Annotated in this window: 22 protein-coding genes and 1 CRISPR repeat array (1 of these 23 only partly in view); of the genes, 6 read left to right on the top strand and 16 right to left on the bottom strand. The window is 36.5% G+C overall.

Annotation, left to right across the window (positions count from 1 at the left end; genetic code table 11):
• A CRISPR array of direct repeats spans positions 1-393; the repeat unit is 37 nt; unit sequence GTTTCAATCCCTAATAGGGAGTAGGTGAAATTTCAAC (it extends 307 nt beyond the left edge of the window).
• Between the two features lie 227 nt (positions 394-620).
• From cas2 to WJM97_RS07410, 12 genes are all read right to left on the bottom strand, one after another.
• Positions 621-893 (bottom strand): CRISPR-associated endonuclease Cas2, encoded by a 273-nt coding sequence (cas2, locus tag WJM97_RS07465; RefSeq protein ID WP_353932407.1) that lies wholly within the window; start codon positions 891-893, stop codon positions 621-623.
• An 86-nt stretch (positions 894-979) separates the two neighbouring features.
• A complete protein-coding gene (gene cas1d, locus WJM97_RS07460) occupies positions 980-1,984 on the bottom strand; it encodes a type I-D CRISPR-associated endonuclease Cas1d (RefSeq protein ID WP_353932406.1) in 1,005 nt (334 codons plus the stop codon).
• A 102-nt stretch (positions 1,985-2,086) separates the two neighbouring features.
• A complete protein-coding gene (gene cas4, locus WJM97_RS07455; protein WP_353932405.1) occupies positions 2,087-2,758 on the bottom strand; it encodes a CRISPR-associated protein Cas4 in 672 nt (223 codons plus the stop codon).
• A gap of 44 nt (positions 2,759-2,802) precedes the next feature.
• Positions 2,803-3,219 (bottom strand): four helix bundle protein, encoded by a 417-nt coding sequence (locus WJM97_RS07450; RefSeq protein ID WP_353932404.1) that lies wholly within the window; start codon positions 3,217-3,219, stop codon positions 2,803-2,805.
• Between the two features lie 80 nt (positions 3,220-3,299).
• Positions 3,300-4,118: a CRISPR-associated endoribonuclease Cas6 gene (gene cas6, locus WJM97_RS07445; RefSeq protein ID WP_353932403.1), complete on the bottom strand. Its 819-nt coding sequence runs from the start codon at positions 4,116-4,118 to the stop codon at positions 3,300-3,302.
• A gap of 109 nt (positions 4,119-4,227) precedes the next feature.
• The gene (cas3, locus tag WJM97_RS07440) at positions 4,228-6,507 is read right to left on the bottom strand and encodes a type I-D CRISPR-associated helicase Cas3' (protein WP_353932402.1); all 2,280 of its coding nucleotides are present in this window, start codon (positions 6,505-6,507) and stop codon (positions 4,228-4,230) included.
• Positions 6,500-7,258: a type I-D CRISPR-associated protein Cas5/Csc1 gene (gene cas5d, locus WJM97_RS07435; RefSeq protein ID WP_353932401.1), complete on the bottom strand. Its 759-nt coding sequence runs from the start codon at positions 7,256-7,258 to the stop codon at positions 6,500-6,502. Before cas5d ends, cas3 begins: the two co-directional genes overlap by 8 nt.
• Positions 7,259-7,261: 3 nt before the next feature.
• Positions 7,262-8,287 carry a type I-D CRISPR-associated protein Cas7/Csc2 gene (gene cas7d, locus WJM97_RS07430; RefSeq protein WP_353932400.1) on the bottom strand — a complete coding sequence of 342 codons (1,026 nt, stop codon included), beginning with the start codon at positions 8,285-8,287 and terminating at the stop codon, positions 7,262-7,264.
• Between the two features lie 28 nt (positions 8,288-8,315).
• A complete protein-coding gene (locus WJM97_RS07425; RefSeq protein WP_353932399.1) occupies positions 8,316-11,009 on the bottom strand; it encodes a CRISPR-associated protein Csc3 in 2,694 nt (897 codons plus the stop codon).
• Positions 11,010-11,037: 28 nt separating this feature from the next.
• A complete protein-coding gene (locus WJM97_RS07420) occupies positions 11,038-11,397 on the bottom strand; it encodes a DUF5615 family PIN-like protein (protein ID WP_353932398.1) in 360 nt (119 codons plus the stop codon).
• Positions 11,394-11,645 (bottom strand): DUF433 domain-containing protein, encoded by a 252-nt coding sequence (locus WJM97_RS07415; protein WP_353932397.1) that lies wholly within the window; start codon positions 11,643-11,645, stop codon positions 11,394-11,396. The genes WJM97_RS07420 and WJM97_RS07415 overlap by 4 nt, the downstream gene beginning before the upstream one ends.
• A 147-nt stretch (positions 11,646-11,792) precedes the next feature.
• Positions 11,793-11,996 carry a hypothetical protein gene (locus WJM97_RS07410; protein ID WP_353932396.1) on the bottom strand — a complete coding sequence of 68 codons (204 nt, stop codon included), beginning with the start codon at positions 11,994-11,996 and terminating at the stop codon, positions 11,793-11,795.
• A gap of 135 nt (positions 11,997-12,131) precedes the next feature.
• Between WJM97_RS07410 and WJM97_RS07405 the strand changes: the two genes are divergently transcribed.
• Positions 12,132-12,992 carry a transcriptional regulator gene (locus WJM97_RS07405; RefSeq protein ID WP_353932395.1) on the top strand — a complete coding sequence of 287 codons (861 nt, stop codon included), beginning with the start codon at positions 12,132-12,134 and terminating at the stop codon, positions 12,990-12,992.
• Positions 12,993-13,316: 324 nt separating this feature from the next.
• Here WJM97_RS07405 and WJM97_RS07400 read toward each other — a convergent pair whose 3' ends face one another.
• From WJM97_RS07400 to WJM97_RS07390, 3 genes are all read right to left on the bottom strand, one after another.
• The gene (locus tag WJM97_RS07400; protein ID WP_353932394.1) at positions 13,317-14,483 is read right to left on the bottom strand and encodes a pyridoxal phosphate-dependent aminotransferase; all 1,167 of its coding nucleotides are present in this window, start codon (positions 14,481-14,483) and stop codon (positions 13,317-13,319) included.
• Positions 14,484-14,726: 243 nt separating this feature from the next.
• Entirely contained in the window at positions 14,727-15,812 is a 1,086-nt protein-coding gene (locus WJM97_RS07395; RefSeq protein ID WP_353932393.1) for an RNA-guided endonuclease TnpB family protein, read from the bottom strand.
• Positions 15,796-16,104, bottom strand: a complete 309-nt coding sequence (locus WJM97_RS07390; protein ID WP_353932392.1) for a MerR family DNA-binding transcriptional regulator — start codon at positions 16,102-16,104, stop codon at positions 15,796-15,798. The genes WJM97_RS07395 and WJM97_RS07390 overlap by 17 nt, the downstream gene beginning before the upstream one ends.
• A gap of 363 nt (positions 16,105-16,467) precedes the next feature.
• Here WJM97_RS07390 and WJM97_RS07385 point away from each other — a divergent pair, with 363 nt between their 5' ends.
• The 4 genes from WJM97_RS07385 to WJM97_RS07370 all read left to right on the top strand — a co-directional run bounded on the left by WJM97_RS07385 (position 16,468) and on the right by WJM97_RS07370 (position 19,502).
• Entirely contained in the window at positions 16,468-18,579 is a 2,112-nt protein-coding gene (locus WJM97_RS07385) for a TIGR00300 family protein (protein ID WP_353932391.1), read from the top strand.
• A 132-nt stretch (positions 18,580-18,711) separates the two neighbouring features.
• Positions 18,712-18,939, top strand: a complete 228-nt coding sequence (locus WJM97_RS07380) for a hypothetical protein (RefSeq protein ID WP_353932390.1) — start codon at positions 18,712-18,714, stop codon at positions 18,937-18,939.
• A gap of 86 nt (positions 18,940-19,025) precedes the next feature.
• The gene (locus WJM97_RS07375) at positions 19,026-19,328 is read left to right on the top strand and encodes a type II toxin-antitoxin system VapC family toxin (protein WP_353932389.1); all 303 of its coding nucleotides are present in this window, start codon (positions 19,026-19,028) and stop codon (positions 19,326-19,328) included.
• Positions 19,329-19,352: 24 nt separating this feature from the next.
• The gene (locus tag WJM97_RS07370; RefSeq protein ID WP_353932388.1) at positions 19,353-19,502 is read left to right on the top strand and encodes a hypothetical protein; all 150 of its coding nucleotides are present in this window, start codon (positions 19,353-19,355) and stop codon (positions 19,500-19,502) included.
• Positions 19,503-19,777: 275 nt separating this feature from the next.
• Here the strand turns inward: WJM97_RS07370 and WJM97_RS07365 are convergent, their stop codons facing one another.
• On the bottom strand, positions 19,778-20,644 hold the full coding sequence (locus WJM97_RS07365) for a hypothetical protein (protein WP_353932387.1): 867 nt from the start codon (positions 20,642-20,644) through the stop codon (positions 19,778-19,780).
• A gap of 132 nt (positions 20,645-20,776) precedes the next feature.
• On the opposite strand from WJM97_RS07365, the gene WJM97_RS07360 reads away from it, so the two are divergent.
• The gene (locus tag WJM97_RS07360) at positions 20,777-21,274 is read left to right on the top strand and encodes a DUF2085 domain-containing protein (protein WP_353932386.1); all 498 of its coding nucleotides are present in this window, start codon (positions 20,777-20,779) and stop codon (positions 21,272-21,274) included.
• The last annotated feature ends 64 nt before the right edge of the window (positions 21,275-21,338 follow it).

Below are 21,338 nucleotides of genomic sequence, written 5' to 3'. Positions count from 1 at the left end.
TAGGGAGTAGGTGAAATTTCAACCCAGTCTGTCACCTCATCTCGGATTATTACGTACAGTTTCAATCCCTAATAGGGAGTAGGTGAAATTTCAACTTTAGCTAGTCGTTCTAAACTACTGACAACTGATGTTTCAATCCCTAATAGGGAGTAGGTGAAATTTCAACTCGCTCCTAAATCTCTAGTTGATAAGTTCTTAGAGATTAACCCTGTTTCAATCCCTAATAGGGAGTAGGTGAAATTTCAACGTAGAAAATGGGGTAAAGAATCCAAAAACAGTATAAGTTTCAATCCCTAATAGGGAGTAGGTGAAATTTCAACAATTTCAAAACAATCAATTTTAAAAATCGTCTTAAAGTTTCAATCCCTAATAGGGAGTAGGTGAAATTTCAACTGCGGCACTTTGAAACCCTTAGTATATTAAGTTTTCAAGGTTCGATTGCGCCAACGTCATCATCATAGTCCATTTCAGGAATAGTGTCAAGAGTAAAAAACGCTGAAAGTCTTACAGTGTAAGGTGCGCCAGGGGTTAGGTAGAGAAAAAATCAGCAAAGCCTTGTGTAGAAAAGACTTCAGAGGATTTTTGAGAAACCGAAATTTTTACACCCACCCCCTGGCGCATCAAGCGAAGAAAATAGTGTGATCGCGGGGTTGTTGACCACCGATTCTTTCTATTTTACCGTGACAGCAAGCACACAGAAAATAGAAACGGATGCTATCGGTATCAGACTTAATGAGTTTATTAAGACGCGATCTCAACTTAGCATACTGAGTATCAGTCAATTCACACTCAAAAATACTATACTGCACCCATTGACCATAAGACTTGAGGATATTGTGAATTTTCGTCCTACGTTTATCCTCAGAAACATCATAAGAAACAACAACATTCATAAATTTGTAATTCGTAATTCGTAATTCGTAATTGGTAACACTTCTTCACTGTCACCTGTAACCTGTAACCTGTCACCTAAAAACTGTCACCTAATAAATAAAGGAGGATACTTATCAGTTGTTCCCATCAAATATTTAGCTAATAACCTAGCTTGTAATTCAAAAGATTCTCGATAAGTGCATTTTTTACCCATTACCGGGTGTTTAAACTCCGATTGTTTTTTCTTTTCATAATTAGTCAGAAAAATCTTTCTACCTTCAGCAGTAAGAGAAACAGCATTACTCAAAGGTTCACTAATAAAATCATCCGGCTTTAAAAACTGTTTATTCAACAAAGTTAAAACCAAAGCATCAACCACCAAAGGTCTAAATTCTTCCATTAAATCTAACACCAAAGAAGGACGATTATAACGATCAAAATGTAAATATCCCAAAAAAGGATCAAACCCCACAATATTTACAGCACTTTGAACATCATGACGTAACAGAGAATAACCAAAACTCAATAATGAATTTACCGGGTCAGTAGGTGGACGACGGACACGCTTAGTAAATTCAAAATTAGGATTAATAATTAAGCGATTGAAACAACCAAAATAAACAGCACTACCAGCACCTTCTAAACCTCGTAAAGAATCAATACTTTCTGTTTTATCAATTGCAGAAATTATATTTTCCAGACGAGTAATATCAGCAGCTAAATCAAGATGATCAGATTCCCGTTGCCGACGTACCAAAAGCTGACGATAATTCTTTAATTTACCTCGGACAAAACCCTGGACAATATGAACAGATTGGGGTGTATTTCCTGCTGCTTGCCATTGTGCTTTTCTCACAAAAATATTACCAGACATTTCCGGTTGTAATCTGCCTAAGTAATGACCTCTTTCATCAATAAAAGATAGAGGAATATGACGATTCATCAATTCAGAAACCACAGCAGGAGAGACTGTAGAACGACCCAAAACTACCACACCATCTAACTTAATAAAAGCTACATCTATGATAGTTTTCTTTTCAAACTTGACATGGATTCTTTCATCAACTTTACCAATAAAAGAATCTGCTTGTGAAACGTAAAGAGTACCCATGATAAAATCCTCCAAATAGGTGACAGGGAACAGGTGACAGGTGACAGTAAGAAGGTAAGAGAGTATTTTTACCAATTACCAATTACCCATTACCTCTGATGATTAATTTGCTTCTTGATAACGTCCGACTTTATCAACAGCTTGGGGTAAACAACGAGAAAATAAACTACAACCATTACAGCGTTTTGTTTTTATTGGTTTTGGCATTGCACCTGTAAAAAGCAAAGTTTGTACAGCTTCAATAGTGGCAATAGTATTTGCTCGTAATTCTTCAGTAATTTCTACTAATTGACGTTGATGAGTTTGGGCATAATAGATATAACCAGAATTGATATTTTTACCCGTCATTTCCTCCAAACACAAAGCCTGAGCGCAAACTTGTAATTCATCATTATCCCATTCTCCCTTGCGTCCACGTTTATATTCAATTGGGTAAAATTCGCCATTTTCAAACTCAATTAAATCCGATTTACCAATTAATTGATATTGATCAGATTTGAGATAAATTGCCCTAATTTGGTAAATTTCATCTCTGTTTCCTTCGCTCATTGTGTGAACTCGTTCATGTAAACTTGTACCTTCAATAGTGTATTGATTATCAATAAATTCACCAGCGCAATGAATCAACCAACAACGATGGGGACAATAGGAATATTGGTTGAGTGAAGCAATGTTAACGTAATCATCAGATGAGGTGACAGGTTGGTAATAGGTGACAGGTGACAGGTGACAGGTGACAGTAGGAAGAGAGTGAGTTTGTTTATTTTGAGACATAGTTAATTCTAAAAAGTGAGATTTGATAGTTTGAATCCAGTTATTTATGGAGTATTTAAGATGCGATAACGAAGAGAAGTGAGCATTTTACTGATTTCTATGATTAGAGATAATGTAGGATTTGCTTGTTCTGAAGTGAGATAATTTAATCTAACTGCCAGCATTAAAAAAGTTTCTGTTTCCATTAATGAACCTTTAGCTATAGATAAAAAATGAGCAAAATCGTTTTTATTTGTTCCTCTTGCGTGACCTTCAGCAATATTAGCGGGTACTGATGCAGCAGCGCGAGTAATTTGTGACGTTAAACGATAGATTTCCGTATTAGGAAATAATCCTGATAATTGATAAACTTGTACAACCATATCCATTGATTTTTGCCAGACAATTAAATCTCTATGTGATTCAATCTTCATAAAAAAATCCTCTTCTTCACTTCTTACTTCTTCTCTGTCACCTGTCACCTGTCACCTGTCACCTAAAAACTGTCACCTGTCACCTGTCACCTAAAAACTGTCACCTGTCACCTGTCACCTAAAAACTGTCACCTTCTCCTTACCATTCCCATTCCCATTGTTGTTTTTCTCCCAATACCTGCATATAAAGCAAAATCAGATAAGGCGTTAATTTGTTTAATTCCTGTTGTTTCTACATTGCCAAGAATGCGATAACTAATTTCACCTAAACAACCAATAAATTTACTTTCATAATTGCTGATAATTTCAGTATTGATATTAAAAGCACTAGGATAAATTGCGTCTAGAGGAATATTATTTAATTCAACTCCACTATATTTATTCCAGCGGTTTAGAAGACTATTAAATACAGATTCTTTAGTTGGTAAAACATTATCGAAACCACCTTGACGAAAGGAGACAGGTGTAGAAAAAATGAATTTAATAATTTTATTTTCTGCACTTGCTTGTTGATATAATTGGGGATATGTACACACATTAGCCCAAGGTTGGGTAGACTGGGGTGTACCTTGAATGCTGGTAATAAATAAATTAGCTGAACCTAAATGCCAAGGTTGTTCGGGGTTAAGATTCAACCATAAAGGTGTGAGTTGACTAAATAATTTATCATCTAATAAAGAGATGCGCCACCAACAAGAAGTACCTGCGGAAATAGGGTTTTGATGACTATATTGTAATGTGAAATTTTGCGTTTTATTTTTGTTTTGAATTTGCAAAGGTGAGAGAGTAAAAGGTTTATCTGCGTTGGATTCGTGGAGGTAGTCGCCTAATTTTTTATCAACAGAACTGACTAGATTTAGGAATAAGGCGTGGTAGTGTCTACCGGAGAGGAAATTGGGGTAGATGGGGGATTGGGGGGTGATGTTGAGGATGAGACTGTGGGGCATATTTTTGATGGTTAGGAAGTTTTAATTTAAGGGCGGGCAGGATGCCCACCCCACAAGATTTGTAAGCCCCTCTTTTTAAGGGGGGAATCTGAAAAGTTAAAATTCTGAATTAGGCAATCAACACTTCATCATCTGGAAGTTGTAACTGTTTAAACTTCATAGCAATTGTTAAGATACCTGATAAACCTGTTAAAAATTGATATTCTTTTTCACCATCATTACAAACAATAGTTATAGGATAGGAAACAATTCCTTGTTTACGCAATTGAAAGATAACAGCAGCATTAGTTATTGGACAAATAATTACTCCTGGTAAGAGATATTTTGATAACATCTGTAATGCAGGTGTTGGTCTGACTGCATCTCCAATTTTACGAACGACTTGACAATTAGAAAAAGCTGTTAATTTATTTGGTTCTGTATTAGCAAACTCTCGTTTACTATCATCGTAACGCATTCTAAAACTGATGTTATAAATTTCCTTAGCACGACTTTGGATTTCTATAAATTCACCGTTTTGGAAAAATTCATAATACCGCAATAAGTGAAAAGGATCTAATTGTGTTTCTTCAGATTCATCTAAAATAAATCCATGCGGATCTCGAATCGGGAGAGTGTCAAATAAGCTATAGCGGAAACTGAATAAAGGTGCGTAGCTGGTACTGAATATCTCAGCAAATTTTTTTAACTCACATAGTAAATCATCATGCTTTTTAAATATCTCCTCATATTCTTCTATCGTTGTACGTCCAGCTTCTAAATCATCCCATTCGTCAGGTGATTTCACTTTGATAAATCTTTTAACAAAAGCTTGACCACCTTTAATGTATTTCCACTCTTTTCTTATTTTTTCTAATGGCACTTTAGTTATGTTTTCAGCACCTTGTAAAACTTTCATTCTGTAGCGACATTCTTCCCAAGTCCGTTTACTTTCAAAAATTGTTTTTAATGTATCAAACAGCTTAGGAATTAATTCAACACCAGGTATTTTATCAAGTAATTCTTCCAATTCTAATAAAGGACGTGCTATTTCTAAAGATGCTTCTGAATGCCAATAAATTTTGAGGAAAGGTTTATCTAAACAGGGAAGTTTATCTAATATCTCTTTTAGTGCTGCACGTCCACCAGTAGTATCAAGAGAAGTTATATTTTGTTCCCATGCTTCAGCAGGTAAATAAGCAATAGCTTCTGAATCAATATTAGTTTCAGATTTACCTAAAACACGGCCTACTCTACCTATTCTCTGCCAAAATGCCGAGCGATCGCGTGCTGAAAAAATTAACCAATCTAAATTTTGTCTTGTGGGTTCAGGAGTTCTTTCAAAGTTAAATCCTACATCTACAGTGCTAGTTGCTAAAATGATTTGACGTTGCATAGCACTATGTCTATCTTTTTTCGGTGCGGGTCCTGTGATACGTCCTATAAAATTATTCAGACCTTGCTTTTCTAACTCCTTTTTAAGAAGATTAATATTATCAAGGGAATCAAGAATTACTGCACCATTTTCATTTGGTTTTTCTTGAAAACGTTTAACAACTTCTGCTGTTAGTTCTGTTATCCATTCTTCTTTGCTATCTGGTTTAGGTCGTAATTCTAAATTAACTGCTGTTTGTGATGGTAAAAGTTGACCATTATTTGCTTCTCCGTCAATTCTTGCTATTCTCACACCTGCATTTTGTAAATTTTCTAATGCTAATTCACAAGCTGGTTCAGGTGTTGCCGTCAATAATACTACTTTCCGTCCATGCTGGAAAAATTTAAAAACGTGAGAATAAGCAAGATAAAATAACATTCCTACTAGCTGTTTAGCATCATAAAGATGAAATTCATCAAGGATAACTGTAGAGAATTTAGTGTAAAATCCACTGGCAATATTACCTTTATCTAACCTGTTGTATGCAAAGAAAGTAGCATAGTAAAAAATATCAGGGTTAGTTACTAGCAGAATCGGTGTATTAGCACCCACATCACTAAAAACTGTCGCCGGATTTCGCAAAACATTATATAGCTTTTCTCCCGGACGATTACCAACTTTATCACTAGGCCAACTTTTAATATCTTTAGCTGAAGCTGATTTAACTACATGAGGTAAATTAGCATCTTTAATAAATTTTTGTGCTGCTTCTGTTTGTTGTTCAATTAAAGCATTAGTGGGAGCTATATAAACAGCACTTTTGTCTCTTTGATGTAATAAAACCGTTAGTCCTGCTTTAGTTTTACCTGTTCCAGTGGGTGCTAAATCAAGGATAATATCGGCATCTTTTGATTTTTGAAAAACATCAACCTGATGCTGAAGTGCATTATTTATGAAAGCTAATTCACCTGGTAATAATGCACAAGCTGAAATACTCCGATTTTCTAACCTGATAACTAATTTTTGATTACTCATTTCTGTTTTCTCTACCACAATAATGTAAACCTGCTGGTACAATCATTTCCCCAATTTGCCAAGCTGCACCTCGAAAATGAAGATTTTTTAATATGGGTGCAGGAGGTATAGAGATTAAATCAAAAGCAAATACTTCTATTTGTGTTGGTAAATCTGCCACATTTAGATAAAATTGACTTTGATATTCTCCTGGTGGAAGTAAAGTTACAGGAAACTCTTTTAAAACATTTACTTTCACTTTACTAGCGAATTTTCCCAGGCGAATATAATCTGGTAATTGCTGATTTCCAAATACTAATGTTTGAAATTTATTACCCCTTTCAATCATGCGTAATCTTCCAGTTTGGGGAAAATTACTTGCTCTAAATGAACTAGGTTTTTTACCTTGACGTTGTAATGGTAAATCTTCTCTAGCAGTTGCTACACGATTATTAGTCATGGTGTACCAATAAGCATCAGAAAGAGCGTTAAATCTTTCAAATCTAAATGTAACTCTGCCTATTGGTGAAGCTGGTAAAATGTAGCAAGATTGGGCTATTGTTTGAAAATCTTCTTTGTAGGTTGGTCGTCCTGTAGCCTGACCTTGGAGACGATAGGGGGAATTTACCCAACCTAAAGCATAGGTTAAAGCATAATTCCCAAGTAACCCCTCAGTGTAATAGGTATCAGACAACTCCCTAGAGGCAAAAAAGACTGGTTCAAGACAGTTTAATTCAATAAGTTTTGCCTGTGAAAAAGGAATTGTTGACATAATTTAGTTCTCTACTTCAACTGGAGTATTTTTGTTTTTACCTTTACCTTTACCTTTGTTTTTGTCAGGTGCTACTTGACGGAAAGGTTCATAAGATTGACTTAAACGTTTGAGAAAAGTATCACGTTCTGCTTCTGACCAGTGGGTTTCTACATCACTAATTAAATTTGTTAATTCTTCATCAGATAGTTGCACAGAAACCCCTCTTCTATTTTGCCAATTTGTAATTACTTGCTTGGTTGCGGTAATGACTCGATTAATATTTAAAGGATGTTCTAAAGGTTCACCTAAAGCATCATAGGTAGCTTGTACAAGTTCTAAAGAACTAGGTAATTCGGTAATACTGCCAAAAATACCTAATATTTGATTTTCCATTCTTCCTACACGACTGGAAACAGCACCATAACGACTGGTAAAAAGAATATTTCCAATGATATAACGCAGTTCATCAGTAGTTACATCTTTGAGAGTGACAACATCTAAAAAATGAACTCCTGGTTTGATGTATTCGCTAGTATTTAAAGCAGTGGAAGCATTACCTTTTTCATCTCGCATTGTGCCGTTTTCATAGATGGCGTTAATAGTGCGATCGCCTACTACATCAGTAGCAGGTAAAATACTAAAAGCATCTTCAGTCCAAATACGGCTTTTTTGTGCGCCACCTCCACCAGCAGCAAAACCATAAAGGAAACAATCTACACACATTTCACAAGGTGCATTAGTATTTAAAGAACAAATAGAGTTATCTTTGATGTTAGTGAATAAAAGATCATGCGCTCTTAAATGTTCCCTTCCATAACGTCTTTCTGGTGCTACTTGTTTACGTTTCGTCATCACCAAACGTTGAATAATATTATCATTAGTCACACCAGCCTGAACAAATTCATTACACATTGATTCACCAGAACCCTCTGTACGAAAAATTGTTTCTGATTGCGTTGTTCTGATCACAATTAAAGTAATAAACCGACCTTTGGGAAAATTTTCATAAGTTGTAGCTAGAACAGGGGAAAGTTTTTGAATTGACATGATAAACTCCTAGTTAATAAATAGTTAATTAAACAGTTGTATTTGTTTCGACAGATTTATTATCAGACGTGCTTCTTAGTACAGCATCAGCTTCTTCAAAAAAGAATAGATAAGCTGCTTCCAAAGTTTTGTGGTCAGATAAAAGTTTTTCTGGACGTTGTTGGTAAATTTCTTCATAAATCTTTCTTAAAATCCCATAGTATTGTTTGATGTATTCATACTTAGTTTTACCAACTTTATGTTCACGAATTCTATCTAATCGAGTATGATATTGCTGTACCAAAGCAGCAAACATTAAATCTAAGTCCATATAGGATTTATGAGAACGTACTGCTGCTATAAATTTCGCAAAAGGTTCTACTAAGGATGTACGTTTATCCCGTGAACTTCCCCAAAGTTTCGCTTCGGATGCAATTTTTGCAGATTCTTTGAGATATTGAGTTAATAGTGTGTTGTCAGACATAAGGCTTTTCATTAAAGTATTTAATGGTGTAGAAATTCGACTCCAAATAAGTCGAAAATTTGGTTCATCTTGTTCTCGTAAAATCCAACGTAACAAAACAAAGTAAAGTTCAATTGGTCTATCACAAGCACGAGCCAAATCATACAAACAATCATCAGATTTCTGAATGCTGGCAACAGATATTGCTAATTCTCCAAGACAACGTAATCTTTCAAGAATTTTTTCTGCATCCTGACTTTGATCATATTGTCCATTCCCTAATAATGGTTGCAGTGCAGCAGGAATACCTTCAACTCTGCCATACACATCATCAAATAAATCTACCTCCATATTGCTGCTTAAAGTAAAAGGAAAACCAATATCTAAAGATAAGGATATTTCTAATCCTAACCTCAGTGATTTTAGTAAAGCTAAAGAAGTATTAACATCTCCCCAAACTAAAGGAATAATCACAGATATATGAACAAAATCTGGTCGTTTAGGTAATGCAGCACCAACTACCTTATTAGCTTTAAATTCAAGTTTGTTATCTCGATAAAGTTGTAATTGATCAACAGTAACAGTACCACCTTCAGCGTTTGTGTTTGCAAGTTGTTGTAACAGTTCGCGCCAAATTCTTAAAAGTTCTGGTGCAGAACCTTTTGGTAATGCTAAATGTAAATAAAGAGGTTCTTGTTTGCTAACTTTAGGAAAATTAGCACCCACTGTCATTAGTTGATAAGCTAAAGCAGCAATAGAATCTGCTTGTCTTTTTGGTTCAGCACTAATACCACCTGGTAAACGATTAGAAAAGGCCTGTACTTTTGTTCCAGGAGGCATATTTGCGGAAATTAATTCATCTATTTCACTGGATGTAGAACCTAAAGAACATCTTTGTCTAGGATTTGCTTCTACATAGGAACTTAAATCATCAATTCCAATTAACTGATTAGCAAAAGGTAAATTTACCATTCTATTAACTGCTAAAATCATTTCTTCAGATACTTCTATTTCTTCAGAAGTTTCTGTACTGTTATTTCTTAATTGAAAAGACTCTTTGAGAGCTTCGTTAATGCCTTCAATTCCGTTAATAGCGGCTTTTGCTGCAAATAAAGGTCGTCCATACTGACCATTAAATGGTTCAAGTGCAAGCCGTTGATGTTCAGAAATTCCCGTATGATGAGCGATTTTATCCCAAACTTCTTTAGGATTTAAACCTGCTTCTCTATAACTCAAATAAGCTGCTTTCAAACCTTCAGATATAGCAAATTCTTCTGCACTACTTACAGGTAATAATCCTAGTTCAGCAGCTTTTTTGATTGCGTCTTCACCTGCATTATCACCCCATTTACTGACATCTTTAGCAATCTTATCTGATTTATAACCAGCCTTTTTCTTTTCTAAAAGAGCCTGAACATTGACTAAAACTTCATCAATATTTTGTTGAATAGCCTGATGAGTAACTTTAATACCATCTTTAGTAGGTCTGACAAGTTTCTCAATATTATTACCAAAAACTTGATCAATTTTACTTTGCCAAACAGTAGCGATTTCTTTGGTTAAATCTGCATTTGGTAAATTTCCACCTTCAAAAAGTTCGCTATCTGGAAAAATTGCGATTGGATGAAAGTCATATTTTTGTAAAACTTCTTCACAAGCACCCAGTAACAAGGATGTAATATAACCTTTATCTTCTGATAAACGTATTCTGAAAAGATTACATTTTCTGCCGAAAGCAACGGTTAATTCTGTTTCTATTTTGCGAAATCTTTGTGTATCTGGAATCCCTAAATCAAACAAATCAGCAGCAGTCAGCATAGCTGCCCAACGTTCAATATTTGGGTCTTCTGGTAAAAATCTAGCCCCATCACTGACATTGTGACCTGAATGGCGTTCAATTAGTTTTCTAACTAATTCTAAATCATCATCTGTGTTTACAAAGCTAAGAACACAAGCCTTTTTTAATTCCTCTTTTAAAAAGTCTTTATCTCTGGCTAAAGTTTTTAATTTTCGTTCTTGAGGATCTAATTTATTGAGGTCATGAACAGCAGTTGCAGCTAATAATAAAGGTCGTTTATCTTCTGCTACTTCTGCTATCCTGCTAACTGTTAAAATAAACTGACACGCAGAGTCTAAATGTTCTGCAAGGGTTGTACCCTTTCTCACACCATATTGATGATGATGTGCATGATTTTCATAAAGTTGGGGGCGAATTTCGCTAAAATAACGTTCTTCCAAGGATATGGGAGGACGATTTAAAAGCCGACCAGGTTTAATCATATTAAATGATGGAAATTGTAATGTAATTTCAAAATCTATTTTCAGGAGGTCTAATTCTGACTCGATCTAATTCAGCAGTGACAATTGCACCAGACAATAATTCATTTCCGTAAAGCTGAAGAACCCGTAAACAAACTATTGATTGTTCTTTGGTTGAGAGATTAACTAAACGCAAAATACCACAGTGAGGATTTCCTCTCAAAATTGCTAACTCTCCAAAATCTTTATCAAGGGTGACTAAAATTCTACCTTCACGATATGCGGTTGCTAAAATTTCCTCATCACCTGGATCTTTTGGCCAGTCTCCAGACCAAATCACATCATATCCTTCTGTTTGTAAATCAGTAAGCACCCTAGCATTAATGCAAGTATCTAGTAATATTTTCATCTTGGGGTTTCTATCAATAAAAGTTCAACTCTTTCATGTCCAACTAATCTCCGTGCATAAACTAAACAGGCTTGTATATCTTCTCGTTCTAACCAGGGATATGCTTCTAGCAACGTTTCAATGGTATCTCCTGCTGCTAACATTCCTAAAATATGTTCAACAGCTAGACGACGGCCACGAATAATTGGTTTACCGCCAAATATTTGGGGGTTAAATGTGATTCTTTCTAGTAATGTTTGTTCGTTCATGGTTTACCTATTTAGTGAAAAATTTGTGATTTGGATCAATGGAAATTCAAGCAAGTAAATTATCGGTCATAGTTTTTCACCTCATTAACTCCTATTTTCCAGAAAAGGGAGTAGGAGAAACTACCCCCCAATTTTCATCAATGGTTTTTAAGTGTTACCTGTAGTAAGCGAAGCGATCACTTTTGACTCTATTACTAATCTATACTCATACTTTTGACCATGAGTACGTCTTTTTTCAAATTGATAACCACGTTTTGTAAGGACGTGCATAGTTGCAGAAAATCGGTGGCTAATTTTTTCGACTAGCTCCTCTGTAGAATGCCAAGAAGCATCCGACATAAGCTGAAGCATACGATCTGTTAAGTTGTCTTTCATAAAAACAAGTATCTAAATAAGTTTACCCCAAAAAGTTATCCATTCACCTTGTATACAGATACAATAACTGTAAATCAGCAATATGTCAATAATGTAATTACAGTTTTGTAAATGTCTAGGAAAAAAGAAACAATTACACTGTCAATTCCGGCTGGGACAAAGGAACAACTAGAAGAAATTGCTCGCAAATTGCGAATCTTCTGGGGAAAATCACCCAGTATATCTGGATTACTGGTAGCGATCGCCCAAAAAGAGTTTGAAGTCGGTGAACCTTTCACCCTCAACTCAACACAAGTAACCGCACTCCAGCAAGCTATAGGAATACTCAAGGATTCGGGTTTTATTGAACAAGCGCAAACTGTCTCTAGTTTGTTACTGGAACGCGGACAACTTGAACCTCCAATGCGTCAATTGCTACTCCAACAAGTTAGTCAACCGACGGAAGCATGGCGCATACTTGTAGATCAATTTCGCCAAAGTCAACAACCATTCCACTTACTCTATACCAATTCCCAAGGACAGGACACATCATTTACTGTGCGTTATGCGGAAATTTCCTTTGAAGAGAAGCGTTTTTTCTTAAATATTTGGTGTGATGAAACTGAAGATATTGTCAAACAAGACTTTCCAGAACTGATACACAACCGCTGTTTACGTCTGGATAGAATTAAAGGAGTTGTCCCAGTCAACGGACAATGGCGACATGAAGGTTTAGATTTCCTGAAAGTACACTTACACTTTTATAAGGGAATGGTAAAAGCCTATGAACCAAAACCCAACGACATCAGCAACGAGGTAATTGGAGAGGTGCGTCAAGTGGTGAGAACAGTGTCAAACCCTTTCTGGTTAGTGCGGGAAATTATGCGTTATGGAGAAAATTGTGAAATAGTCTCACCGGAAAATGTGCGATCGCTGATTAAACAAAAACTCATAGAACAATGTCAGAAATATGACATTTTAGGGAACAGGTGACAGGGAACAGGTGACAGTTAAGAGGGGAGGAGGGGAGATAGGAAGGTGGGGATAAATATTGACTCTCTATTTCCTCACTCCTGTAGGGTTAAAGCATAAGCTCATTGGTGTCAACTTAACGTAAAACCTCTATCCCACAAGGAACTCAAGTTCCTTGCTAATAGCGAAAGTCATCTAAAGATGACTAAACACTAGAAAAATTGATTAGTCCGTTTTAACGGACTTGAGCTATGAGACAGAGAATTTATTCTCTGACGGGTGTGGAAGCTAACAGATAAACCCCCACGAAAACACTACTTTCTGTCACCTGTCACCTGTCACCTATTAAATTCTCGAACGGACAAACTTCTCTAACCTATCCATCCCCTTTTCTATAGTTGCCATATCCGTAGCATAGGAAAGGCGGATGTTGTTATCAGCACTAAAAGCTACACCGGGAATAACTGCAACTTGATGTGCTTCCAATAAAGCATTGCAAAATTCCAGAGACTTCAAGCCGGTTTTGCTGATATCGGGGAACAGATAAAAAGCACCATCGGGTTTGAGACAACTTAATCCAGGAATAGCGTTAAGTCTGTCAAACATCACCTGACGACGTTTAGCGAATGCTTGACGCATTTCCTCTACACAGTCTTGGGAACTTTCCAACGCGGCGATCGCCCCATACTGGGCAAAGGTACACACATTTGATGTACTATGTCCTTGGATGGTACTTGCCGCTTTAATAATTTCCAATGGCCCAGCTAAATAACCCAAGCGCCACCCAGTCATTGAGTAACCCTTAGCAAAACCATTACTAATTAAAGTCCGAGCAAAAATCTCTGCACCTAAAGAACCAATGCTGATATGTTCAGCGCCATCATAGAGAATTTTTTCGTATATCTCATCAGACACAACTAAGATATCTGCATCAACTATTACCTGAGCTAAAGCCTTAATTTCCTCTGGGGTGTACACCATCCCGGTGGGGTTAGAAGGAGAGTTAAGGATAAATAACTTAGTTTTTGGGGTAATTGCTTTTTTTAGCTGTTCTGGGGTGATTTTGTAGCCTGTGGAAGCATCTGTATGGACTATTACCGACTTACCACCAGCTAACGTTACCATTTCCGGATAACTTAACCAATAGGGTGCAGGGATAATTACCTCATCACCGGGGTCAATTAATGCCACCATTAAGTTGTAGAGAGAATGCTTACCACCATTTGTAACGAGAACATTCTCCGCTTTATAATCCAGACCATTGCTAGTTTTCAGCTTATTGGCGATCGCCTCCCTTAATTTGGGTTCACCTGCTGCTGGACCATACTTAGTTTTACCTTCATCCAAAGCTTTAGCGGCGGCTGCTTTGATATGTGCCGGAGTGTCAAAATCTGGTTCACCGGCACTAAAACTACATACATCAATGCCCTCTGCTTTCATAGCCTTAGCTTTAGCTGCGATCGCTAAGGTGATCGAGGGTGTCACCTGACTTACTCTTGCTGCCAGTTTCATTCTACTTCTATGTGCGAATCTCTATCTTATATAAGAATATCCCACAATCTCTATTGGGATTGATCTTTTTATCGGTGACACGCAGGAGGCAAGTGATAGTTTCCATTAATTCTACTTCCAATAACCGTTATATAAAACCTACTCAAATCTACCTATCTGGCGAAAGGCTGACTTTTGAGCGTCGTTTACTTCCTGCTTCACCCTGAAAGTGTCGGCACTATTCAGTCCACAGGCTAACACTGTCTAACTGACAGCTTGAGCGAGATTCATAGCCGCGTTTAAATCTCTGTCACATTCAAACCCACAGCTATCACACTGAAACACTCTTTCACTCAATAAGAGTGTTTCCTTTTTTACTCCACAGTGAGAGCAGGTTTTAGAACTAGGAAACCACCTATCAACTATCATTAATTTTGAACCGTACAGTTGACATTTGTACTCTAATTGTCTCCTCAATTCATAAAAGCCCATATCAGAAATTGCCTTTGCTAGTTTATGATTAGCTAACATCCCTGATACATTCAAATCTTCTATCACTATCACACCGTGGTTTTTGGCTAATAATGTAGTTAATTTATGTAATGTATCTTTTCTGATATTTACTATCTTTTGATGTAACCTAGCTATTTTGATTTGAGCCTTTTTCCAATTGCTTGAGCCAATGATTTTATGTCTATTTAACCATTGTAGTCTCCTTAATTTTGATTGATATTTTTGATAAGATTTAGCTCCAGGTATGACTTCACCTGTAGATAATGTTGCTAGGTTTTTCACTCCTAAATCTACACCGACAATACTATCTGAACTTAATATTTTTGATTCTACTTCTATTTTGAAACTAATAAACCATCTATCGGCTTGGCGACTGATGGTGACAGATTTGGGTTGAGTTTGAGGCAATCTTTCATAAGTCCTTAATATCCCTATTTTTGGAACTTGAATTTTGTTATTACCTAAGATTTTGACAGTTCCTTCCAGAGTAAAACTATCATGTTTACCTTTCTTTTTAAATCTGGGGACTCCTGATTTTTTTTGAAAACATCTATCCCAGGATTTTCTTAAATTTCTGAGTGATTCCTGTGGGGCTGATTTAGAACATTCATAATACCATTGATGTTCAGGTTTTACTAAAGCTACTAACCATTTATGTAAATCAATTGCTGTGGGAAATTTGATTTTATGATCCGGATTATTTTGGTTATGGTCTAATATTTGTTTAGTTAGAGATAATGCCCAGTTCCAAGCATGACGGGCTACTCCACAGTGTTTGACTATGTTTATTCGTTGAATGTGGTGTAACTTTAACTCAGTTTTAAAGCCTAGTAGCAATATCTTTTAACTCCTCAATAATTTCAAACTGCCAACCATGTTGAGCGCAATATAATTCCACTACTTGTTTTTGACGTTCTAAATCATCTTTTTGCTCATAGCTAGAGACTCTACAGTAACCAATAGTATAAGACAATTCTGATTTGAATCCTAACAATTGAGCCAAATCATAACGTCTATGTCCATTGGGGGTTCTTTTTGGTATTATTTTACCCTCTAATTCCCATCTTCTGAGAGTATAAACACTTACACCTTTTAATTTTGCTGCCTCTGATATAGTTAGTTTACTCATATCTGAAGTATAGCATACTTATTAAGTAGATATGAGTAGATTTAGATATATATTTTGATTCAGTTACTAGCCCTCTTATATCACTAAAAGCTTCTTTCAATCCTTTTTTTCTTGTTATTCATAAATACTTACTTTAAATGTATATTTAAATACATAAGAGTTAAAAATAGCATCACATCTTAACAAAACATATTTTTTCTTTGTACCCTCTCCATTTCCCCATAGCAGTAATAGAATAATAACGATATCCTTGTAAAGCCTACCAAGAACAAAAGGTAGAGGTTAAGTAGCAGATTTGACAGACTTGTCACACCAAAACTCTGTATCCAAGAAAGAATACTCAAAAACGAAGTAAAATTTTTTATGGTTTCCCAAATTCGGTTTTTAATGTGCGCTCCCGATCATTACGATGTAGATTATGTGATTAATCCTTGGATGGAGGGAAATATTCACAAGTCATCACGCGATCGCGCGGTGGAGCAATGGAATAAATTATACAATGTTATCAAAGATCATGCCATTGTTGATTTAGTCGCCCCAGAAAAAGGCTGGCCTGATATGGTATTCAGTGCCAATGCAGGTTTGGTACTTGGTCAAAATGTCGTTCTCAGCCGCTTTTTACATAAAGAACGTCAAGGGGAAGAACCGTATTTTCAACAGTGGTTTGAAAATAATGGTTATCATGTTTACACTCTTCCCAAAGACTTACCCTTTGAAGGTGCAGGTGACGCGCTATTAGACCGAGAAGGGCGTTGGTTATGGGCTGGATATGGTTTTCGGTCAGAATTAGATTCTCACCCCTACCTAGCTAAATGGTTGGACATTGAGGTGATTTCTCTGCGCTTAATGGATGAACGTTTTTATCACCTTGATACTTGCTTTTGTCCCCTAGCTAATGGTTATTTGCTATATTATCCCGGTGCGTTTGATTCCTATTCTAACCGGGTGATTGAAATGCGCGTTGCTCCAGAAAAGCGGATTGCTATTGCAGAAACTGATGCGGTTAACTTTGCTTGTAATGCGGTGAATGTAGAAAGCATCGTGATTATGAACAAAGCCAGTGATAGTTTAAAATCACGGTTAGCAGAAGTTGGTTTTCAAGTTATTGAAACACCTTTAACCGAATTCCTGAAAGCTGGTGGTGCAGCTAAATGCTTAACTCTACGGGTGACTGAACCTGTCAGAGAAGAAATACACGCTATCACTCAAGTAGAAAGTCGTGTAATTCGCTTGGAAGGACATTTATTAGATGCAGGTTTGATTAACCGGGCTTTAGATTTAATTGTGGAAATGGGGGGTAGTTTCCAAGTTCTTAAATTCAATTTAGGAGAACAACGTCAAAGTACATCCGCTGCTGAGGTGAGAGTAACAGCACCATCCCACGAAGTGATGGAAGAAATCATTTCTCAATTGATTGATTTAGGTGCGGTTGATTTACCCCAGGATGAACGAGATGCTAAGTTAGAACCTGTGTTACAAGCGGGTGTAGCTCCTGATGATTTCTATGTTAGTACAATTTATCCCACTGAAATCCGGGTAAATGGGGAATGGCTCAAAGTGCAAAATCAACGCATGGATGGAGCGATCGCCATTTCTCAAACTGCTAATGGTAAAATAGCTCGGTGTAAACTATTACGGGATTTAGAAATTGGTGAACAGGTAGTAGTGGATGTTTTAGGTATCCGTACTATCCGCAAAACCGAATCCCGCGAACAACGCAACTCCCAAGAATTTACCTTCATGTCTTCCGGTGTTTCCAGTGAAAGACGGGTGGAATTAGTTGTAGAACAAGTAGCCTGGGAATTACGTAAAATCAAGGATAGTGGTGGTAAAGTAGTGGTCACTGCTGGCCCAGTGGTAATTCACACCGGTGGTGGTGAGCATTTATCCAGATTAGTTCGTGAAGGATACGTACAGGGACTTTTAGGGGGAAATGCGATTGCAGTTCATGACATGGAACAAAATCTACTGGGAACATCTCTCGGTGTAGATATGAAACGCGGTGTAGCTGTGCGCGGTGGCCACCGACATCACCTCAAAGTCATTAATATCATTCGCCGTTTTGGTAGCATAGCTAACGCTGTAGAAGCGGGAGTAGTGAAAAGTGGGGTCATGTATGAATGTGTGAAAAATAACATTCCCTTTTCCCTAGCTGGTTCAATTCGGGATGATGGCCCTTTACCAGATACGCAAATGAACCTGATATTAGCACAACAGGAATACGCTAAAATTGTTCAAGGTGCAGATATGATTTTGATGCTATCTTCCATGCTGCATTCTATTGGGGTGGGAAATATGACACCAGCAGGGGTGAAGATGGTATGTGTGGATATTAACCCAGCGGTAGTGACAAAATTAAGCGATCGCGGTTCTGTCGAGTCTGTAGGTGTAGTGACAGATGTGGGTTTATTCCTAAGTTTGCTAATTCAGCAGTTGGATAAATTGACAAGTCCTTATGTGGCTAATGTAGGTTAATAAGTATCTCACGCAAAGGCGCAAAGACGCAAAGGGTTTTTCTGGGCGTTTTTGTGTCTTTGTTTCACGCAGAGGCGCAGAGAACGCAGAGAGATATAATATGAGTATCACCAACACAGGAGATAATTCACTATGCTACAAACTGTTAAAGGAATTTACAAAAATGGAACAATTGAGTTAGCTGAAATTCCACCCAATATCTTAGAAAGCCAAGTTTTAATCACTTTTATAGAAACTACAACACCGGAAAATATTGGTGTAAAAAGTTCAACAGCAGAATTATTTAGTCCCCTTCGCGGTAAAGTTCAATATTTTGAAGATATCACCACACCCACAACTGAAGAATGGGGAGATATATGACTGTTGTTTTAGATACTTGTGCCTTAATTTGGTAGAGTCTTGATCCAGATAAACTTTCTCTTCTAGCAAAATCAGCTTGTGAAAAGATGGAAGTTGAGAAAAATGGTTTGGTTGCTTCTATTTCGCTTTGGGAAATCGCCATTAAAGTTAAAAATCAAAAGTTAGATTTAGGAATTTCTTTAACAACTTATCTGGAGACTTTACAAAAATCTGATGTGATTACAATAATTCCCATTGATGAAAATTTATGGTTAGAAAGTGTTGCTTTAGAATGGAGTCATAAAGACCCCGCAGACAGGGTTATTGTTGCTTTAGCTAAAAAATATCAGGCTAATTTAATTACAGCAGATAAAATAATCATGGGATTTTATGATTCAGTTATTTGGTAAATTTTAATATTTTTCAGGTAATATATGGATATTAACCCAGCGGTAGTGACGAAATTGAGCGATCGCGGTTCAATAGAATCTGTAGGTGTAGTGACAGATGTGGGTTTATTCCTAAGTTTGCTAATTCAGCAGTTGGATAAATTGACAAGTCCTTATGTGGCTAATGTAGGTTAATAAGTATCTCACGCAAAGGCGCAAAGACGCAAACGGTTTTTCTGGGCGTTTTTGTGTCTTTGTTTTTTTCACGCAGAGGCGCAGAGAACGCAGAGAGTTATAATATGGGCAATTTCAACAAAGTATTAGTTTATTATTAGTGGGTAAAGAAGAAAGCCTAATTAGAAAGATTAAGAGCAGAACAAGCAGAATGAACAGCCGCAAAATTAGTAGCGCGGTTACGAGAAATGTGTATAGTATAAATCCACATGAGAATCTCTAATATTTTATTAACCCTAATTTCCAGATGTGGAAATAAAATAAAGGTAATCTCTGTAATAGTTGCTAAGAACAACTTTGTAATCAATGGCATAGCTACTTTTGCTTTTAGTGTCCAAAGTCACAGATACTGAACTACCTCGATTGATATTGACGGATTCCGCTGGGTTTCCATCTAAATAAAATGAAATATTTACTTGTTCTAAAGTGGAATTATCAGGAATTGCATAAATGAAGGTTATAATACCTGCATTTTGCGTTATTCTACAGGTTAATGAACGAATATCATCTTTATACAACCGTACACGTCTACGAGGCTTTAAAGGCTTTCGTCCTACTGATATGTCTTCAGAATAATCTTCTGTATCCGTCCTCCCGCTAACCTTTGTACAAGTGCTTGCACTTTGTTTAGCAGGAGTATCAGGTTTAGGTTTAGGAGGAGTATCAGGTTTATCAGGTGTCTGGTTATCTGTAGGTTCAGTAGGTAAATTAATTGTTTGTTTGAGTTTATATTGTTTAGTTGTTTCTGGTTCAATTCCTAAATTTATTGTGCGATTTAAAGTCTCAAAACCTGGTTTACTTAACTTGATATTAATAGCTTCTGTGCTGGGAATTCTAATATCAACATAACCATCACTATTAGTATTCTTAATTTCAGGAGCGCCATTGTTATTGATAAAATATACTTTTACACCTTCTAGGGGTTGAGATTGTTCTGTTTCTATTATTAATTTAATATTAACTAATTTATCTTTTGCGGGACATAGTTCTGATTGTAACCCTAGAAAACACCTAAATTCTGGAATTGTAATAGTAGATACGAGTGTAGCCATAGCAATTCCAGTTCCTAAAATAAAGCTCCATTTAGTATAATTAACACTCATAAAGTTACCTCAAGATACCATCGAGCTAAAAATTAAAGATCATTAATTAATCGGAAACTAGAGTAACATAGGTAACACAATAAGTAAATATTAAATATCCATATCTATGATGTAACCAAAAAAGAAGGTCTAATGCGGGTAGAAGCTTTTAGAATCAAATCACAAGTCAGCTATGTAAGTTTTGTCGCTGATTTCCTATTAGTAGGAATGGTATTTGGACCACCTATTGCACCTTTTCTTGCTGCGTCTGGTGTGTTTGTACTTCCAGGTATTGCGGATATAATTTACTTTATGGGCAATCATGTTTGTCCCCAACCAACAATGGGATTAGAGTTAGCAACACCTCACCTTATGGCAGTGTGTATGCGTTGTTATGGCACAGTTACAGGATTATTAATAACCCGAATTTTGTATGCTGTAACTAACGGAAAAGGCACTTTTTGGTTAAATAAATATGGTTTAATAGGTGCAGCATTTGCTACTGTATTCATGATGGCTTATCCCTTAGAACTCGCAGCCCAAATTTTCGATTTGTGGGATTTTAATAATTATATTGTCACCCCCTTTGGTTTAATAACTGGTTTAGCTTGGGGTTTATTTGCAATGCCGATTTTACATTTGCGTAGATAATTAAGTAGGTTGGGTTATCAAAACCCAACATTAAAAATAATTAGTCTCCTCTTCCTTCGCGTCT

The sequence above is a fragment of the Okeanomitos corallinicola TIOX110 genome, from assembly GCF_038050375.1.
GTDB lineage: Bacteria > Cyanobacteriota > Cyanobacteriia > Cyanobacteriales > Nostocaceae > Okeanomitos > Okeanomitos corallinicola.
This window is presented reverse-complemented; position numbering and strand designations above follow the sequence as displayed.

Coding starts and splice junctions, on each gene's coding strand:
- cas2 (WP_353932407.1), bottom strand. CDS start 893: ATGAATGTTGTTGTTTCTTATGATGTTTCTGAGGATAAACGTAGGACG.
- cas1d (WP_353932406.1), bottom strand. CDS start 1,984: ATGGGTACTCTTTACGTTTCACAAGCAGATTCTTTTATTGGTAAAGTT.
- cas4 (WP_353932405.1), bottom strand. CDS start 2,758: ATGTCTCAAAATAAACAAACTCACTCTCTTCCTACTGTCACCTGTCAC.
- cas6 (WP_353932403.1), bottom strand. CDS start 4,118: ATGCCCCACAGTCTCATCCTCAACATCACCCCCCAATCCCCCATCTAC.
- cas3 (WP_353932402.1), bottom strand. CDS start 6,507: ATGAGTAATCAAAAATTAGTTATCAGGTTAGAAAATCGGAGTATTTCA.
- cas5d (WP_353932401.1), bottom strand. CDS start 7,258: ATGTCAACAATTCCTTTTTCACAGGCAAAACTTATTGAATTAAACTGT.
- cas7d (WP_353932400.1), bottom strand. CDS start 8,287: ATGTCAATTCAAAAACTTTCCCCTGTTCTAGCTACAACTTATGAAAAT.
- WJM97_RS07425 (WP_353932399.1), bottom strand. CDS start 11,009: ATGATTAAACCTGGTCGGCTTTTAAATCGTCCTCCCATATCCTTGGAA.
- WJM97_RS07420 (WP_353932398.1), bottom strand. CDS start 11,397: ATGAAAATATTACTAGATACTTGCATTAATGCTAGGGTGCTTACTGAT.
- WJM97_RS07415 (WP_353932397.1), bottom strand. CDS start 11,645: ATGAACGAACAAACATTACTAGAAAGAATCACATTTAACCCCCAAATA.
- WJM97_RS07410 (WP_353932396.1), bottom strand. CDS start 11,996: ATGCTTCAGCTTATGTCGGATGCTTCTTGGCATTCTACAGAGGAGCTA.
- WJM97_RS07405 (WP_353932395.1), top strand. CDS start 12,132: ATGTCTAGGAAAAAAGAAACAATTACACTGTCAATTCCGGCTGGGACA.
- WJM97_RS07400 (WP_353932394.1), bottom strand. CDS start 14,483: ATGAAACTGGCAGCAAGAGTAAGTCAGGTGACACCCTCGATCACCTTA.
- WJM97_RS07390 (WP_353932392.1), bottom strand. CDS start 16,104: ATGAGTAAACTAACTATATCAGAGGCAGCAAAATTAAAAGGTGTAAGT.
- WJM97_RS07385 (WP_353932391.1), top strand. CDS start 16,468: ATGGTTTCCCAAATTCGGTTTTTAATGTGCGCTCCCGATCATTACGAT.
- WJM97_RS07380 (WP_353932390.1), top strand. CDS start 18,712: ATGCTACAAACTGTTAAAGGAATTTACAAAAATGGAACAATTGAGTTA.
- WJM97_RS07375 (WP_353932389.1), top strand. CDS start 19,026: ATGGAAGTTGAGAAAAATGGTTTGGTTGCTTCTATTTCGCTTTGGGAA.
- WJM97_RS07370 (WP_353932388.1), top strand. CDS start 19,353: ATGGATATTAACCCAGCGGTAGTGACGAAATTGAGCGATCGCGGTTCA.
- WJM97_RS07365 (WP_353932387.1), bottom strand. CDS start 20,644: ATGAGTGTTAATTATACTAAATGGAGCTTTATTTTAGGAACTGGAATT.
- WJM97_RS07360 (WP_353932386.1), top strand. CDS start 20,777: ATGCGGGTAGAAGCTTTTAGAATCAAATCACAAGTCAGCTATGTAAGT.